Raw genomic sequence first — 16,460 nt, 5'->3', positions numbered from 1 at the left:
TACTTGAAGCACAAAACACAAGCTTTGTTCAATTATTATCTTAGTTTACAACTATTCTCTTGTTTCACGCCAGTAAATAACCCGATCATTTCCTCTAAAGCGACCAAATTGCAAAATAGCATGGGGATCTTGCTGTGAATTATCACCAAGCCAATCCCACTTTAACCAATTTTCTGTTTCGTATTCTAATGTAAATGTACCACTGCCATTTGGTGTTGCATAAATAGCATTGTTTGTAGGGTAGCTGCCTGCCTCTAATGAACCCGCTGCACCTGCACCATACTCATAGCTTAATATTGGCGTTGATGGAGATATTTGGGATAACTGCGGATGCTCAAATACACTGCAGTTATCTTCGGTATTTAATACAAAGCCTGTTCCATTAAAGTACTGAGCCTGCATAGGCACACGTAATGAGTCTAAATCTGAGCCCGCATTGTTCCCTAGCACTAAGCGTCCAAAGCGAAAGTCTATTGGCACATCGTTTAAACGCACGCTATTGCAATCAGTGCTGCAGCTTGCTTGCGTACTCGGCTCATCGTTAGCATCAATTAACGTAGCGCCTTCTGTATTAGTGACGGTGGCCATAAGGTTAACCATAGTAAATGGGCCGTCGGGGTTATTTATAGCCAAGCGCGTTAACATGGCAGTGCTGTCGCTCATTTGCCACTGCCCATCGGCTAGGGTGTTCCAACTATTGCTGCTTATATTGGCTAACCTGCTGGTTAGCGTTGTTGCTGGTACATAATTACCAGCTTGATTGTTTTCGGCATTTATTTGTACTTGGGCTTTTTCAAAGCCTTGTTTGTAATTAGCCATTAGCTGGTTGTTATGATTAAGCGCTTGTACCGTAAAACCAAGCTCAAATGGCTGATCTAAATAGGTTAAATTACTGCCTAACTGTGTACATTGCGCAGCAGCTTGAACACCTAATACTTGATAGTGCGATGGAGCAAACCGCCCTACGTTGTTTAGCTGCCCTTTTACATCGCCCACACCAAAATAATCGCCATCTTGTAAACCCGCAAATACGTTTATAATACCCACTTGGTCATAAGCGTACTGCGATATGGATTCACTCAAGCTTCCCGTATCAGTAAAGGCAAGGGTACTTAGCGCTTCAATTTGCCCCTCATTACCAGAGCTGGGTAATACTAAGCTATGTGTTACTAAAGGAGACTCGCTAATGAAGTGTTTTGCAATGGGATTACTATGAATAGCGCTATAGTTATCAGGTATCCCATCGTTGTTATTGTCTTGCCCTGCGCGCCACTGTACTGCATTCATTTTTAAATCAAATGACTCACCCGTTAATCTAAATAAACTATCGTTTGCTGTTTGGGCATAGCCGTCACTTGCAACTTGCATCGCTAATCCAAAGGGCTTAACTACATATTCGTTAGAGCTGCCGGTTAAGCTTACTGATAAATTAGTTACTGGGTCTAATACAATTGTTGCCCGTGCATTTAAACTTAATTTAGCGGCATCAGGGTAGTTAATAGCAATAGGGGCTTTTGAGTCTTGATCAAAGGTGAGCGAAAAAGTTTGATATGCTTGCTGCACTCTATACGTATTCGCATTATTACTAAGTTGTATTGGATCTGAACACGCAGCGCCGGTACTGCAGGTATAAGCTAAATCTAAATCAACTTGACCACCGGCAGGGAATGCGGCTTCGCATACGCCTGTTGTGGTATTTGTTTTAACCGCTTGAATGGATAGCTCGGCGGCATTAAAACCTTCGCTAGAGGGTTTACCAGATAATTGAGTGGGAATATTCACTGTATTGGCTGTGTCGTTATTAAAAATAAACCCTGCATCAGAAAAAACCACTTTGCACCCTCCCAGCCCTACGTTACTACCATTAATATAACAACGCAGCGGTGCAGATGGGTCGGCGGTATTATAGCCAAGTGTGACGGTCCCTGTGGTGCGCTTTGCAAGCGCTACTGTGGCAGAGCCTGTAAAGGTAATATTTTCACCGCTTACCCAGCTTTGTTGACCACTGTTATCTGGAGACAGATCAAGTGCGGAGGGCTCATCGTACAGTAAATCACATGCATCGTTTGCACAGGCGGTTAATGTCATTTCTTTTGCTTGGCAGGTTAAACCTTGGTTATCACTTAATGATATGCGGTAGTGATCAAGCAAAACCGGCGTAAAAATACCGCAAAACCCAGGAATACTCTCTGGCACTGTTAACGCATCAAACGTAGAGCTGCCCTCGGTTATTACTTGTGTTGCAGCGGTTATAGAGCCCTGGTACGTGACATTTTGGGCAATTCTTACCTCCCCCGTTGCGACAATGTATGCAGCAATATTTGCATCGGCCGCAATGGCAACATCACCATCGACATATATAGCTAAATACGCTCCTTCCTCAACCGCAATATTCGTTTTGCCTATGTTCAAAAATGCGCTAGAAATTAGCGACGATGTATCTTTTAAAAAGATACGGGTGGGCGCTGTTACCTTGTACTCATCTTCCAATAAGTTAAGTGCTAGTTCGTCATAAAAATAATCACCAGCTAACGATACAGGCACATCACCGGTAGAGCTTCCATCGTTTGTGACCGTGGGTACTTGCGCAGCTTGATTTGGCTCAAGGGAGTTATACCCAGTGGCCACACAGCCTTGGCCATTACACAAAGGCGGGTTGGTGAGTGCCGTTGATATTAAATTAGTGGTGGTAATAAATTGTGCATTGCTATCGGTTATTTCCACACCTTGAACAAGCTGCACTTGTCCATCATTGTAGGTAGAAATAGCGCCAGGAAATAAAGTATCGCAATCTAAAATATCGCCATTAAATACAAACGTACTGGTCATAGCTAATATAGAGGCTTCTTCTTTTACGTGGTTACGCTCTCTGTCGCCATCACGGTCTTCATCAACCACCAGCCCTAACCGATCCGCTCTTAAATTACAGCTGCGCAGCCACCCACCGTCTTCTTCAAGTCGGGAATTTTTACTTGCCACCACCAGCGGTGCCTCACTAAAGTTATTGTTAAAATTAAAGTAGTTACACCCATCATTCCAACCATCAACTTCGAATCCTGTAAAAAAGGTCTCCCACGACACTTCTACCCCATTGTCATCGGTAAAGGTGCGATTACTGCCAGGCTCTACAGCCATGTAGGCCACCGTTTCAGTTTGAATAACACCTAATGCGGTTTCTGAGGCCTCTAACGCTATATTTACCCCGCTTGTAGATAAGGAACCACTTTGCACTGCAATGGTTAAAAAAGGCACAAGCGCTTGAGACGGCGGGTTACTATCTAAACTATTTAGTGTTTGTAACGAATGAAAAAAGTTAGGCCTTACGGCAAACGGTTTATTAAAAGTCAGTGATTTGTAACCTTTAGGCGTGATGGGGGCAAACCCCGACTTATCACCGTATTGTAGCTCAAGGCGTAAGTCGGTGTTTCCCACTTCCATAATGGTCCCATCAGGAAATTCATGCACTCCATATTCTACCGCTAAATAGTGCGCGCCCATGGTTATATGCTCACCATCTTCTCCTGAGGGCTCAAGTGGCAATGCTTCAAACCCTGTGGTTGTTACATTGCGTATTCTCACTATAGCGGGGTTACCGCCTTGATTAGTGGACAACATAAATACCGCAGGAGGGGTTATGTATTGCTGCTGAAAATTTATTTTTGTCCATATGGGTGAAGTGTACGTGTCTTGTAGCTCTATAAATCGCCCTTCAATTTTAGGCGGTACAGCCATAGCGCATCGACTTAGTAGCAAACTTATTAAACATAAAATACAGAGGGTATATTTGCTCATGGTAATGTTTTAGCCTCCACACTTAGAGTACGTTGGGTTTGCCAATATTCCTTTTGACATGCTGCACCGGCAGCACAATCATTGGTGGCGCACGTTGCAGAGCTTTGTAAGTAGTAAATATTTACGGTGCCAGAGCGGGTGCTGCTATCGGGTAAGGCTATGTATTCACTACAGCTCAGTTCAACTTCACAATTGGCTAGATAGAGGGTGCTAAAATTCCTACTGGTGGTTACTGCACTGCATGTTTGCGCAGTGCTATTTAGTGCAAAAATTTCGCTTAAGCCGGTTTCTAATCCGCTTTGGGCTGCCATGTAAGCGCGCGCACCGTAATACTCAATGGTATTTTGCTGCGCCGCACCCGATAACACTTTAGAAAGCGCCAGCCCTAGTGCCAGCAAAGTGACAATGATCACCAACGTAATTATGAGCAAATTACCCTGCTGCTTTTTAGCAAAACTGATGTTTTTTATATTAAGGGACATTAGGCACATGCACCTCATGGCTAATACTTATTTGTTCGGTGTCGTTAAACCCCATTTGCGCAAACACATTAACAACCGCGCTGCGCTGTAGCGAAATCTCACTTAACGTAAAAAAGGCTCTGCTCGTTAAGTTATTGGCAATATAATTACTCATTAAATCGCGTTTAACGCCCGAGCTAACCTGTAAGCTGGCGGCGTTTAATTGATTTGTAGTAAAGCCGTAGTTGCTATAGCGATACAGTGAATTACCTTCTACACAAAAGCTAACGGGCTGATCTAATAAATAAAGACGCTTACTCGGTGACTCTTGAGCAAATGCTTTGCTAAATTGCCATGTATCTAGCTCACTTGTAACGGCGCTGTAGCCGCTAACTTGTAGGCGCTTGTTTTGACTTTCATCGTATATATCGCTGCTATTTAATGGATAAATACTTGCCCAATCGTTTATTTGTGGCTCAGTTAAATTATTAAGCACAAAATTCACGGCGGTAATCTCAAAAGGGGCACTAGTGGGTAAGTAATCGGTATAGTGAGTGGCAGATAAAAACGGCGTAAATTCTAAACACTGCTGCGTGCTACACGATCCATTGCTGGCGTTGTCGCAATTTAAGCGCAGTGAGTTAGGGGTTGCGTGGCGAAGCTCTTTACTTAATCGGGTTAAAACAAAGCGACTTTGCGCCACCGCTTCTTGACGTTTCACACCTTGGCTGTAAATATTAAATCCAGCGCTAATAAACGAAAATGACGCTACGGCTAAAATGCCAATAATTACCATCACAAGTAATAGCTCAACTAAGGTAAAGCCACGCTTTTGCTTTGCTCTATTCATTAGTAATTACCTTTATATGCACTAAAGCCGTACACTTGCCCCAAGGGTGAGGTTACTTCAATGGTAATTCGTTTAAAGGCAACGCCATCGTTATTGGTTGCCTCGTTTAGGTCGCTGTCGTATTGCACGTTCACAACCAGTGAAAAGTCGCTGTATTGCGCTAATGTATTCCCTAAACTATCACTAATAGGCTGCCCTGTGAGCGCAATGTAATCATCAACATCGTTAAAATTAGCCCGTGCTTCACCGCTATCAGCACCAAGCTCAGAATGAGTACTACAAGGCTGGGCACCTAAGCTTGTTTCGGAGCAGCGTCTAAATGGTGGCGTGCGCTCGCTATGTTCATCAAATGATTTAGCTAATATTTCGTTCATTAATGCTTGCCCAAGCTCTGAGGCCCTGAGTGCGACAATAGGCTCGGCACTTTGTTTTGCTTGAGGTGCTATAAGAGCTGTAATAATACTTAGCGCAATAGCAAACATCACAATGCCAATAATCAGCTCAATTAAGGTAAAGCCTGATTGTATTTTAGGGGCAGGCATAAATAAGCCCTTCACCGCTAATGCACACCGCGGCTAGACCCAAGTCAATTTTACATTGTACTGTGCAATTTTGATCTGCTCGCCCAAGTGGGTCAAAGTTAATTTGCGTAAACACATTAGCATTGCTATCTAAGGCATTAAATCGTACGTCGCTGCGCTCGGTATTGATAGCAACAACTAAATACTCGCTATTATTGGTACTTGGGCCGCCAGTACAGGTTTCTGGCTCTGGCCCCGCAACCAAGGTAGGTGAAATATACAGTTTATGGCAGCTGCTTGTTGCAGTATTTTGCATCGCGCGTAATTGTACTGTGCGTAGGGCGTTTAATACCCTATCTCTGTATGAGTATGCTTGCTCTGTTGAACTTCCTAGCAACTTGGGCACTGCCGTTACCGACAGTATGCCCAAAATAACTAAAGTAATAATTAATTCAACCAGTGTGAAGCCACGCAATCGTTGATTACTACTGCTATTCATTTATGTAAATTAACACCCACTCGTAATAAGCGTAACAGTAGGAGGCGTTACAACTGTTTGTATTGGCGTTGTAGTCGTTGTTGTTGCTGATGCTTGTGTATATTCAATACGGCAATCATCAGTTTGCACATAACTATTAGGGAAAATTAATACCTGATCGCCCGTAGTACCTGTAGCAGCAACTGCTACAAGGTTAAAATCTGCAGAATCATCAGATGCAAATTCTACATCTAAAAAAGCTTCAAAAGCTGCTTCTGTCGCTGCAGGGTAGCCATACACTGTAGATACTGCATTGCCGGTATCAACAGTAACCGTTGCACTCGCTTTTTTGTGGTCACTTGCGATAATAGATTTACCATTTACGATATTCATACCACTGCGAATTGAGCCTTGTAAACCTTCGAGTGTAGAAGCGTTAGCATCACCCTGCAGGTTTAAAAAACGAGGGGCAGCGGTCACCGCTAAAATACCTAAAATTACAATTACAATTATTAGTTCAACAAGCGTAAAACCTGCTTGCTTATTCATTGGTTGTTTTAATGACTGCGTTTTCATAAGTAAGCCTCTTTATAATTACTTAGTTTTTAAAAATTTGCACTTTGCCTGTTGTTGGAAAGTACGAAAACCCTACTTTTTTAGCCATAACGGCGCCATCGGTAGGTAGGTTATTGGTGTTTAAATTATGAGTTAAATAATAAATACACTGGTTGTTTTTAGTGTTATAACGCACTAAATAACTCACCTTGGTTATTATAGAAACCTCGGTACTTAATGTGCTTGTAGGCGCATCTTGTAAAATTACACTTAATACTTTTTGGCATTGCAGTGCAGTCATTGCGCTGGCCCGCGTATCAGTATTAGTCGTTTTATCACCCGTTGGTGTGCCTCTCTCTCCATCGACACCAACAATGACACCTCCGTAATTAATATGTGTTGTATTATTAACGCCCTTTGGACGCCCCGATAATTCCCACTGACCTTTGACCATCAACACAGCAGAGGCAAACCCACCAGCCACCACATCCACACTCGCATTGTGTGCCTGATTTTTAATGCCTATGTATTGAGGTATAGCAAAAGCCATAATAACTGCCAGTAAAACAACTACTAAAACGAGCTCAAATAACGAAAAACCTGTTGCACGAACACGACAGTTAGTCACAATGGCTACCCTTTAATAGCCGACATCATGTTCCACATCGGCATAAAAATACCGAGTGCTAAAATAAGCACCATAATGGCAACAAACACCGTCAAAATGGGCTCTATTTTTGCGGTTAAACTGCGTAAATCGTAATCGACTTCTCGTTCATAAAAATCAGCCGCTTCTTGTAATAACTCATCTACGCGACCGGTTTCTTCACCCACTGCCACCATTTGCAGTACCAACTGTGAAAATAGCTCGCTACTTCGCGAAGCCCGCAACAAACTGTCGCCTTTTTCGATATCTTGACGCATGGTGATAATGGCTTTTTCCATGTAGCTGTTATCAACTGCATGGGCCGTTAACGACAGCCCTGTCGTCATAGGGACGCCCGAGCGCAGCACCATGGCTAAACTTTGGCTATAACGGCCGAGTAAGGTGCGTTTTAAAATATCGCCTACAAATGGAATTTTAAGTTTGTGGTGATCCCACTTAAAGCGCCCAGCCGACGTATTTAAATACCGACGCCATGCAACGACTCCCCCCACTAACATTAGCGCTAGCAGCCACCAATAATTGACAAAAAAGTTACTGGTGCCAATGAGGATCTGGGTCATTAAAGGCAGCTCTGCATCAAACTTTTCGAACATGCTGGCAAAGGTTGGGATCACAAAAATATTTAATATGATCATCGCAACTAAAAGTGCCAAAATAACAAAAGTGGGGTAACGCATAGCGGCTTTTATGCGCTTACGAGTCTCTTGCTCTTTTTCAAAGTAAATAGCCAGCTGATAAAATGCATCTTCTAATCGTCCCGAGCCTTCTCCGACTTTAACCATAGAAATAGTTAAGCGGCTAAACACCTTGTTGTGTATAGCTAACGCACTAGATAGTTCACGGCCTTGTTCGAGCTGGCGTGTTACCTCAAGCAATACACTTTTAAACTCTTTATTTTGCGTGGTATCAGCAAGCCCTATCATTGCCCTAATAATGGGGATCCCGGCTTTAAGTAAAGAATACATTTGCCGTGAAAACATGATCATGTCATCAAGGGTTATTTTTTCGCTAAATAGGTTATCGAATAACTTTATATTGTTTTTTGTTTCAACTAACGAAATTGAAATAGGTATGTACTGGCGCTTTAATAAGCTATCGGCAACACCGGCCTCATTATTTGCCTCAACACGCCCTTTAACCAGCGCACCTTTTGCGTCTTTGGCTTTGTAACTATAAAGCTGCATCGTCATCACCTACCACTTCAGGTACATATTCAGCCACTTTAAATACCTCATCTAACGAGGTAATGCCTTGCTTTGCATACGTTAAAGCCATATAAGAAAGCGGTGCAAAATTAGCGCTATTTTTAGCCGCTTCGGCAAAACGCTGCGTGTCGTTAATACGCAGGGCATCCATCATAGCGTCGTTCATTTCTAACAGCTCAAAAATCCCCACCCTGCCTTTGTAGCCGCTATGGCTACATGCTGTGCAGCCTTGGCCTCGCCAAAACTGTGTGCTGCTAATATCTTCGCCTAAATAGGTAAGCCAGCTTTGTTCTTGTTTATCTGGGTGATACGGTGTTTTACATTCATTGCAAATACGCCTAACTAGGCGCTGAGCAATAATAGCGCGTAGTGAGCTTGCAACTAGATAAGCGGGTGCTCCCATATCAATTAAGCGCATTGCGCTTGATATGGCATCGTTGGTATGTAACGTAGAAAGTACTAAATGGCCTGTTAATGCAGCCCTTAGGCCTATATCAACGGTTTCTTGGTCACGCATTTCGCCAACCATAATAATATCGGGGTCTTGGCGTAACGTGGTTCTTAATACACTGGCAAAACTTAAGCCTATTTTGTTGTTTATTTGCACCTGGTTTACCCGTCCAATGCGGTATTCAACCGGATCTTCTACGGTAATAATTTTACTTTCTTGTTGATTAAGCTCACTTAAAGCGCCATACAAGGTGGTCGTTTTTCCTGAACCGGTAGGCCCAGTCACTAACACCATGCCATGAGGGCGTTTTATAATGCTGCGCAGGCGTTTTAAAATATGCACCGGCATGCCTGTTTCGTCTAACGATAAAAGCCCTGCAGATTGGTCGAGCAACCGCATCACAACTGACTCGCCATATTGCACTGGCATTGTCGATAAACGTACATCAATGCTGTGCGCGTGCACTTTTATATTAAAACGGCCGTCTTGCGGTAAACGCTTCTCCGATATATCTAACCCCGACATAAGTTTTAGCCTAAGTACTAAAGCAGAGGCTATTTTTACTTGGTTTAATGTGTGCTCTTGCAATACACCATCAACTCGTTGGCGAATGCGTAATAGCCTTTCATCGGGTTCTATGTGGATATCTGAGGCACGTACTTGTACTGCATCTTCAAATATAGATTGCAGTAGTTTTACTACGGTGGCGTCAGAGGTTTCATCTGCTAAGGAATTAAGGTCAAACTCTTCTACGTCTTCGTATTCTTCGTGTAGCTTTTCAGCAAAGTTAGTAATCTCTTCTGTTCGGCGGTACACATTATCAAACGCTGCCATAAGCTGGCTTTCTTGCACAACAGCAAGCTCAATTCGCTTAGGGGCTAGCATTGGCGCTAACTGATCCAACGCTCTCAAATCAGCGGGGTCACTCATTCCGACTAACACAGAATCACCGTTATCTTCTATTACTAATGCTCGGTAGCGCCTGGCATAAACCTCTGAAAGTAATTTAGATACATCTGAAGATATTTTGCGCTGCGAAATATCTAAAAACGGTATTTGTAATTGTTGGGCTAAAAAGCGCAATAATTGCGGCTCACTTATAAACTCAAGCGCAATTAATGTAGCCCCTAACTTTCGCCCTAACGCAGCTTGCACATTAAGTGCTTCACTTAGCTGTGCTTCGGTGATCATTTGCTCATGAACGAGTAAGTCCCCTAAACGCATTTTTAAACTGGGTCTCATACAGCCTCCTTCAATGCGACTAAGCGCTGTAGTGCATGTTGCGTCATTGCGGCATTTAAACCGCCTAAATCTAGGGCAACTTTATAAAGGTGCTTTGCATCAGCAAACTCCCCTAACGCATCTTTTGAAGTAGCTAACGCCAGCCACCATTTAGCCTGCTGAGGCTGAAGCTGTGTAAGCTGTGTAAAACTCGCAAGCGCTATTTGATGTTGCTGCGCATTTTGTGCTGCAGTGCCTTTTAATACCCAAAACTCCAAGTTTGCTTGCGGCTCAAGTTCGGCTATGAGCAGTTTAAGTACGCCTTCGTACTCTTGTTGCATAATTAAAATTTTACTGAGCATTACACGCCACTGCACAACCTCAGGGTTTATTTTTATGCCAGCAACTAATAACTGCTGAGCCATAAGTACATCTTGTTGCTGAAAATACGTTGCCGCGAGTAAATTACGCGCCTCTATATGCTCAGGTTGTGTTTGTAAAATAGCGGTTAAATCGTTAATCGCATCATCATATAAAGCAAATTCCAACGCTTGTTTAGCACGCTTTAATTGCTGTGCTATGCGCTGGGCTTTGCTTTGTTTAACACTGGCAGTTTTTACTAATTTATTTTCAGCGGGCGGCTGCTTAGCCTGTGTAATGCTTTTTACTGGTGCACTGCTTTTTGCTTCAACTGGGGCATTTATTTCTGTGCTAGTGGCTACTTTAGCGTTTACTTCTGTGGGGCTTGCTTTTTTGCTTAGTAGCGCGGCTTTGTCTGCAGCGTGTAGCTGTATTACTTCGTCTTTTGCCTGATCAGGCAATGCGTTATTGCTTTGTACCTGCGCCAGCTCTTTTTGCGTATCTGCATTAATATGAGCTGCTTTAGCGCCTGTGTTTTCTTCGCTTAATTGTTTTAAGGGCTTAATTACGGGGGTAATTTTAGCTTGGGCAATTTCAATCGGCTGGCTGTTATTATTAACCGCATATGCTTTTTCAGCCGTGTCCTTACTCGCTTGTGGTGCCTGTGCAAAAGGTAAATAAAGGTAGGCTGTAAAAATTAGTACAATCGCTAATAAAACACTCAGCACTTTAAATAATACATCGTGGTAGTCGCGTACAGGGGGAATAGCGACCCCGCCACTTTGCTGATTACGCTGTGCAGTTTGGCGCTGGTCGATATTTTTTAGCATGTTATTAATAACACTCATAACCATTGCCTCCATACCCACATAATTGCAATAACAAAAACACTAATAGCTAATAAGCTGTAAGCCCAGTAATGGTTAGCATGGTGCTTTTTGCAATCTTCGGTGTCTGCAATGGCAAGATGTATATGGCGCGGTGTTACTTTATTAAGGCCTTCACCGTATGCCTGCAGTAAAACTTTATGGCATAAAATATTGACCAAACGGGGAATTCCTCGACTCGCTCGCGCTATTTTTAATCCTAAACGATTCGTAAATAGTGGTGGCTGATTAAAGCCTGCCACTTGTAAACGGTGATTAATATAATAAATAACTTCACTGGCGGTCATTGCACGCAATGAGTAGGAAAAACTGATCCGCTGGCGTAGTTGCCTCACTTTACTATTAGCAAGTTTTTCATCTAATTCAGGTTGGCCAAATAGCACCACCTGAATAAGCTTTTCGGTTTCGGTTTCTAGGTTTGTAAATAATCGAAGCGCTTCAAGTGTATCCCAACTCAGGCACTGCGCTTCATCTATCAGTAGTACAACCCGTTCGTTATCTTCTTGCAGCTCTAATAAGTAATGGTTTATTTGCTGGCTTAACGATTGTTGATCTAGGCTTTTATCTACCTCCATGCCAAGTTCTACAGCAATAGCCCAACGTAATTCTTCAGGGCTTAAATAAGAATTAGGTAAATAAGCCACAAAGTAGTCTTCTTCAATTTGATTTAAAAGTTTTCTGCATAGTAAGGTTTTGCCTGTCCCTACTTCTCCTGTTACTTTTATAAATCCCTCCCCCATTTTTAGCGCTGTGGTAAGTACTTGCATCGCTTCGTGGTGCGGCTCAAGTGCACAAAAAAACTCGGTGTTTGGGGTTAAGGTGAAAGGCATTTCACTTAAATTAAAAAAGCTCAAATACATAGTTAGTTCTCATACCATGTATTTAATAGCGCGCGGCTATGAGCTTGTTGCTTTTTCCACGTGTCGGGCATCACCACCGTTGGCTTGATTAAAATAACGAGCTCTTTTTTCTCTTGACGCTTACTAATACTTTTAAACAAATTACCTAATATTGGCACATCGCCCAAAATAGGTGTTTTCGACTCTTCATCTTCTGTGGTGGTTTGCATTAACCCACCAATTACGACTATTTCACCACTTTGAGCGCGGATCACCGTATCAGATTCACGAATATTGCTTTGTGCAAGCGGCAACTCAAAACGCTGATCATCTAATGTAATCACCTTGAGCTGCTCTTCTGTTTCAGTTACCGATGGGTGAACGTGCAAAATAACTGAGCCATATTTATCGATTTGTGGTGTGACATCTAAGGCAATTCCCGAAAAAAACGGAGTTAGATCTATTTCTGGTGACGTAGTCGTTGAGGTGCCCGTTACTGTTGTGCTCGAAACGTTAGTAACAAAGTACTCATCTTGCCCCACTTTAATCACGGCTTTTTGATTGTTTGTTGCAGTTACACGCGGGTTAGAAAGCATTTGCAGGTCGCCCTGCGTTTCAAGCAAACTAATTACGCCGCTAAAGTCGCCTTTTTCAATCGTTAACGAGGAGACCCCTCCTAAAGTAGCTGAAATAGAATTACCTATGCTGCCTGCTGTAGTTGCAAACGACACCCCACCTTCTAACCCTCTAGAAATTCGCTCCCAGTTAACCCCTTGTTGGTATTCATCTTTTAAGGTTATTTCGACAATTTTAGCCTCAAGAATAACTTGTCGCTGAAGGTTTTCTTGGCTTTGACGTAAAAAGTCTTTTAACTGGTTTATTTCACTGGGTAATGCATTAACCGTAACCAAGCTTGCCTGTGGGCTGGCAACCACATAACGGCCATCGTTTGAACCAATAAGCGATTTAAGAGCAACTTCAAGCTCCTTCCAAAAGTCGTTTTGGTTAATTGTTTGGATGCGAGAGCCATTTAGCTCGGTATTTTGATTATCGCTGCCAAACTGATTATTTTGGCTCGAATTATTACTACTGTTTGAGCTTGAATTTGAACTTGAGTTGTTTTGTGAAAACTGGCTCACTCCACCAGCAACTACACTTACCGTTGATTGCCCATGGCGCTGCATCATTAAATAATTAACCGGTATAGTTTCTGTGCGCATGACCGCAGGTAACACCTGCACAATACGACCTTCTTGGACAATATCTAACGGGTACATGCGTTTAATAACAGCTATAACTTCCTCAAACGTTACGTTTTTTAAATTTAAAGAAATAACTCCGCTCACCTTTGGGTGTACTGCCACGCTGTATGGAGTATCAGCAGTTAATCCATTAAAAAATGAGCTTATTTCTACCCCTTTTGCGGCTACATCAAAACGCTTTACAGCTAACTCATTTGTTAAACTTTGCTCGCTATTAAGTGACGAAAGTAAGCTTTGTGTAAGCGCGCTACTTACCTCTACTGGGGCAACACTTTTAGCATTGTTGCTTATAGGAGCAAGCTCTTGTGCTATGTGTGGCTGAATCTCTTTTCCGGGCTTAAAACTATGGCACGCCGTTAAAAAAGGCGGTATTAAAATAAGCGCAAGCCATGGCTTTGTTATATTATTTTTTAATTTCATAGTCGTATAATTCTAATTTTATTTGCTTATCATCATTCGCTAACAACACTGAATTGGCGTTTATTGTTAGCACCCGAAATTCACCTATTACATCTCCTGGCTTATACACCTGCTTAGAAATAATCGCTTTGTATTGCTTTTCGGTTTTAATAATTGACTGTAACGACAGCGCTGTATTGCTAACTGCAGCGCCTTTTAGTATTGGAGCATTGCTTGGCTGAGTAGGGTCGCGCAGTATTTCAGCTGAACTAACAGAGAAAAAACACACGCAACATATACACAAACTATAAAGCGATAAATTTTTCATTGGCACTCACCGTTGCTATTTGTAATGTTAACTCTGCATTAGGGTATGTTTGCACCTGATAGTTAAACTGCTGTATTAACAACTTTTGTTGGCTAGCTTTAAGGCCTTCTAAATACTGCTGTAAGCTAAAATAACGCCCCTGCAAAGTAACCACCATTTGATGTTCGAAAAACAAGGTTTGCGTATCGTGCTCACCGAGTTTTTCTACATCAATTGCTTTTGCTGGGTTTACTCTAAAGCCAACCACTTGCACATCGGGGGTATTTACTAATAAATCCTTTAATACAGCAGGTACTTTGTTTGCTGAAATAAAGCCTTGGCTAAACGTGCTTAACTTATTATTTATATCTTCTAGCTCGCGCTGGGTTTGCCCTACCTGATTTCTGAGTACTTTAGTGTAGTCATGCTCTAATGCCTGGGTAAGCATAGAGAGCTGTGCTTCATTTTGATTAAGTTTTTGCCACAATGTATTTTGTTCAACGCGTAAACTATTTACTGCATCTTGCTGTGGAAACACCACAAACCATAAACCTAAATAAACAATAAGAAATAAGCCAACAAACAGCACAGAATACTTTTCCCGCTGCTGTAACGCCGCAAATTGTGCTTGGTATTTAACAAATAATGGCCAGCCTTTATTTTCATTTTGCTCATTCATTGTGTTACCTCACTTGAACTAAGCTCTGTAGCCACATTAAACTCGCTCACGCCATCACTGCTCGACAGCTCCAGCACTGAAAACTCCTTCCCTTTAAAAAAGCTCGATTGCTTGAGATTAGCAAGCCAAATAGGTAAAAATTTGGCTTGCTGAGTACGCCCTTTGAGCATTACTTTTTGACCTTCAAACTTTATCTGATCAAGCCAAATTTGCGGTTCGTGGTACGCTGCCAAATCGCGCATCACATCGGCATAATCCGTTTTCGTGTGCATGGATGTGTTTTCTAAATAATCAAACACCTGCTGTTTATGCAAAATTTCTTGTTGCAGTACTTTTAGCTCATCTATCAAATGCGATTTATTTTGTTTATCAGCTAATCGCTGCTTTACCACGTTTAATTGCTGTTGCGTTTGCTTTAGATACGCTTGGCTTTGTGTAAGTAATTGCTGGCTATTGTGCTCTTCGTATAAATAAAACAACCAGGTTAATGCAACCACTAACAATGTACCTAGCCACAGCAACAGCATTCCTTTAAAGGGCACGGGGTCGCGCCTAACCCTAATGGCTTTTTGGTAAAAATTAATCCGTGTTTTCATAGTACTGAATCCGGATCGGTTAATTGGTACGCTGCGCCTAATGCGTAATAAAAGCTGGGTTCGAGATCCTGTGCTAAATCTATATTAGGTTTAAAATCAACAACCTTTACTTGCAAAAATTCTGCAAGACCTGCCCTTAACGTCAAAGACGATAAATCATCGCAATGCAGCTGAATGCTTCTGATAGGAGGCTGTTTTAGTTGGCTTTCAAAAAAATCCATTGATCGTTGGATCTCAAGCCCTAAGGCTTCAACCAAACCGTGTGTGCGCTCTTTATCTGAAATGCCTAAAAACCCGTTTAAACGCCTAGCTAATAAAAGCTGACCATCACGAATAATTAAAATACGCGGCTCATGCCCTGCATGTTGCACTATAAGCATGTGCGCGCTTTTATCTTCGCCAAACAAGGTCACTAAAATCATTTCTTCCGAGGTCATTGCTCTGAGCACAGGCTTTATTTTTGAAAAGCTATCAATAAAAGGCAGTAACTGTAGTTTATTAGTAATAAACACATTCATTTTACTGCTTTGCATAGGCTGAATAATTGGGTAATCGATAAAGTCGGCAACAATGTTCTCTGGTGGAATATCAACTAAGTCTTTTGTTGTCCAAGGTAGGGATTGAATGATCTCTTCGTCACTCAGCATGGGTTTATCCATTTGCACTATTTGATAAAAATAATGAGGAACCACTAAATTTACAGGGCACACCTCAGCGCAAACTTCATTTGTGCAAGTTGCAATAGCGACTGTATAATCCGTTTGGTCCTCTACATTCACACTGTGTGAGTTATGTACGTACCACTGCCCTTGATTTTTTTTTAAACACACCGCGTTTACTGTATCTGCATAAGTAGCAATACCAATCGCTGTGCTTGAGTCTAAACTGCGATTTAACCAAGATAACAACGAAAACAGCTTTTTTTTCATA

16 protein-coding genes are annotated in these 16,460 nt (G+C 42.2%); all 16 read right to left on the bottom strand.

The window, feature by feature from the left end; translation table 11 throughout:
• Positions 1 to 51: 51 nt before the first annotated feature.
• The 16 genes from CWC04_RS10575 to CWC04_RS10500 are packed head-to-tail and all read right to left on the bottom strand — an operon-like array spanning position 52 to position 16,459.
• On the bottom strand, positions 52 to 3,732 hold the full coding sequence (locus tag CWC04_RS10575) for an H-type lectin domain-containing protein (protein ID WP_249326123.1): 3,681 nt from the start codon (positions 3,730 to 3,732) through the stop codon (positions 52 to 54).
• Positions 3,733 to 3,788: 56 nt separating this feature from the next.
• A complete protein-coding gene (locus tag CWC04_RS10570) occupies positions 3,789 to 4,274 on the bottom strand; it encodes an agglutinin biogenesis protein MshP (protein WP_249326121.1) in 486 nt (161 codons plus the stop codon).
• Positions 4,264 to 5,103, bottom strand: a complete 840-nt coding sequence (locus CWC04_RS10565; RefSeq protein WP_138685381.1) for a PulJ/GspJ family protein — start codon at positions 5,101 to 5,103, stop codon at positions 4,264 to 4,266. The genes CWC04_RS10570 and CWC04_RS10565 overlap by 11 nt, the downstream gene beginning before the upstream one ends.
• Complete coding sequence (locus CWC04_RS10560) at positions 5,103 to 5,645, bottom strand: type IV pilus modification PilV family protein (RefSeq protein ID WP_138685380.1); 543 nt, start codon at positions 5,643 to 5,645, stop codon at positions 5,103 to 5,105. The genes CWC04_RS10565 and CWC04_RS10560 overlap by 1 nt, the downstream gene beginning before the upstream one ends.
• Positions 5,632 to 6,123 (bottom strand): type IV pilin protein, encoded by a 492-nt coding sequence (locus CWC04_RS10555; protein WP_121636902.1) that lies wholly within the window; start codon positions 6,121 to 6,123, stop codon positions 5,632 to 5,634. The genes CWC04_RS10560 and CWC04_RS10555 overlap by 14 nt, the downstream gene beginning before the upstream one ends.
• Before the next feature lie 9 nt (positions 6,124 to 6,132).
• The gene (locus tag CWC04_RS10550) at positions 6,133 to 6,678 is read right to left on the bottom strand and encodes a prepilin-type N-terminal cleavage/methylation domain-containing protein (protein WP_138685379.1); all 546 of its coding nucleotides are present in this window, start codon (positions 6,676 to 6,678) and stop codon (positions 6,133 to 6,135) included.
• Positions 6,679 to 6,700: 22 nt separating this feature from the next.
• Entirely contained in the window at positions 6,701 to 7,285 is a 585-nt protein-coding gene (locus tag CWC04_RS10545; protein WP_126005698.1) for an agglutinin biogenesis protein MshB, read from the bottom strand.
• 5 nt (positions 7,286 to 7,290) lie between these two features.
• Positions 7,291 to 8,508: a type II secretion system F family protein gene (locus CWC04_RS10540; protein WP_096041080.1), complete on the bottom strand. Its 1,218-nt coding sequence runs from the start codon at positions 8,506 to 8,508 to the stop codon at positions 7,291 to 7,293.
• The gene (locus CWC04_RS10535) at positions 8,495 to 10,222 is read right to left on the bottom strand and encodes a GspE/PulE family protein (protein ID WP_138685378.1); all 1,728 of its coding nucleotides are present in this window, start codon (positions 10,220 to 10,222) and stop codon (positions 8,495 to 8,497) included. Before CWC04_RS10535 ends, CWC04_RS10540 begins: the two co-directional genes overlap by 14 nt.
• On the bottom strand, positions 10,219 to 11,409 hold the full coding sequence (locus CWC04_RS10530) for a tetratricopeptide repeat protein (protein WP_138685377.1): 1,191 nt from the start codon (positions 11,407 to 11,409) through the stop codon (positions 10,219 to 10,221). The genes CWC04_RS10535 and CWC04_RS10530 overlap by 4 nt, the downstream gene beginning before the upstream one ends.
• Positions 11,406 to 12,308 carry an ExeA family protein gene (locus CWC04_RS10525; RefSeq protein ID WP_138685376.1) on the bottom strand — a complete coding sequence of 301 codons (903 nt, stop codon included), beginning with the start codon at positions 12,306 to 12,308 and terminating at the stop codon, positions 11,406 to 11,408. Before CWC04_RS10525 ends, CWC04_RS10530 begins: the two co-directional genes overlap by 4 nt.
• A 2-nt stretch (positions 12,309 to 12,310) precedes the next feature.
• On the bottom strand, positions 12,311 to 13,969 hold the full coding sequence (gene mshL, locus CWC04_RS10520) for a pilus (MSHA type) biogenesis protein MshL (RefSeq protein ID WP_138685375.1): 1,659 nt from the start codon (positions 13,967 to 13,969) through the stop codon (positions 12,311 to 12,313).
• Positions 13,953 to 14,276 carry an agglutinin biogenesis protein MshK gene (locus CWC04_RS10515; protein WP_138685374.1) on the bottom strand — a complete coding sequence of 108 codons (324 nt, stop codon included), beginning with the start codon at positions 14,274 to 14,276 and terminating at the stop codon, positions 13,953 to 13,955. Before CWC04_RS10515 ends, mshL begins: the two co-directional genes overlap by 17 nt.
• Complete coding sequence (locus CWC04_RS10510) at positions 14,254 to 14,934, bottom strand: hypothetical protein (RefSeq protein WP_024032505.1); 681 nt, start codon at positions 14,932 to 14,934, stop codon at positions 14,254 to 14,256. The genes CWC04_RS10515 and CWC04_RS10510 overlap by 23 nt, the downstream gene beginning before the upstream one ends.
• On the bottom strand, positions 14,931 to 15,530 hold the full coding sequence (locus CWC04_RS10505; protein ID WP_096738994.1) for a PilN domain-containing protein: 600 nt from the start codon (positions 15,528 to 15,530) through the stop codon (positions 14,931 to 14,933). The genes CWC04_RS10510 and CWC04_RS10505 overlap by 4 nt, the downstream gene beginning before the upstream one ends.
• Entirely contained in the window at positions 15,527 to 16,459 is a 933-nt protein-coding gene (locus CWC04_RS10500) for a hypothetical protein (protein WP_054982911.1), read from the bottom strand. The genes CWC04_RS10505 and CWC04_RS10500 overlap by 4 nt, the downstream gene beginning before the upstream one ends.
• Position 16,460 lies beyond the last annotated feature (1 nt).

Origin of the sequence: Pseudoalteromonas sp. S2893 (assembly GCF_005887105.1) — a bacterium.
Classification (GTDB): domain Bacteria; phylum Pseudomonadota; class Gammaproteobacteria; order Enterobacterales; family Alteromonadaceae; genus Pseudoalteromonas; species Pseudoalteromonas atlantica.
This window is presented reverse-complemented; position numbering and strand designations above follow the sequence as displayed.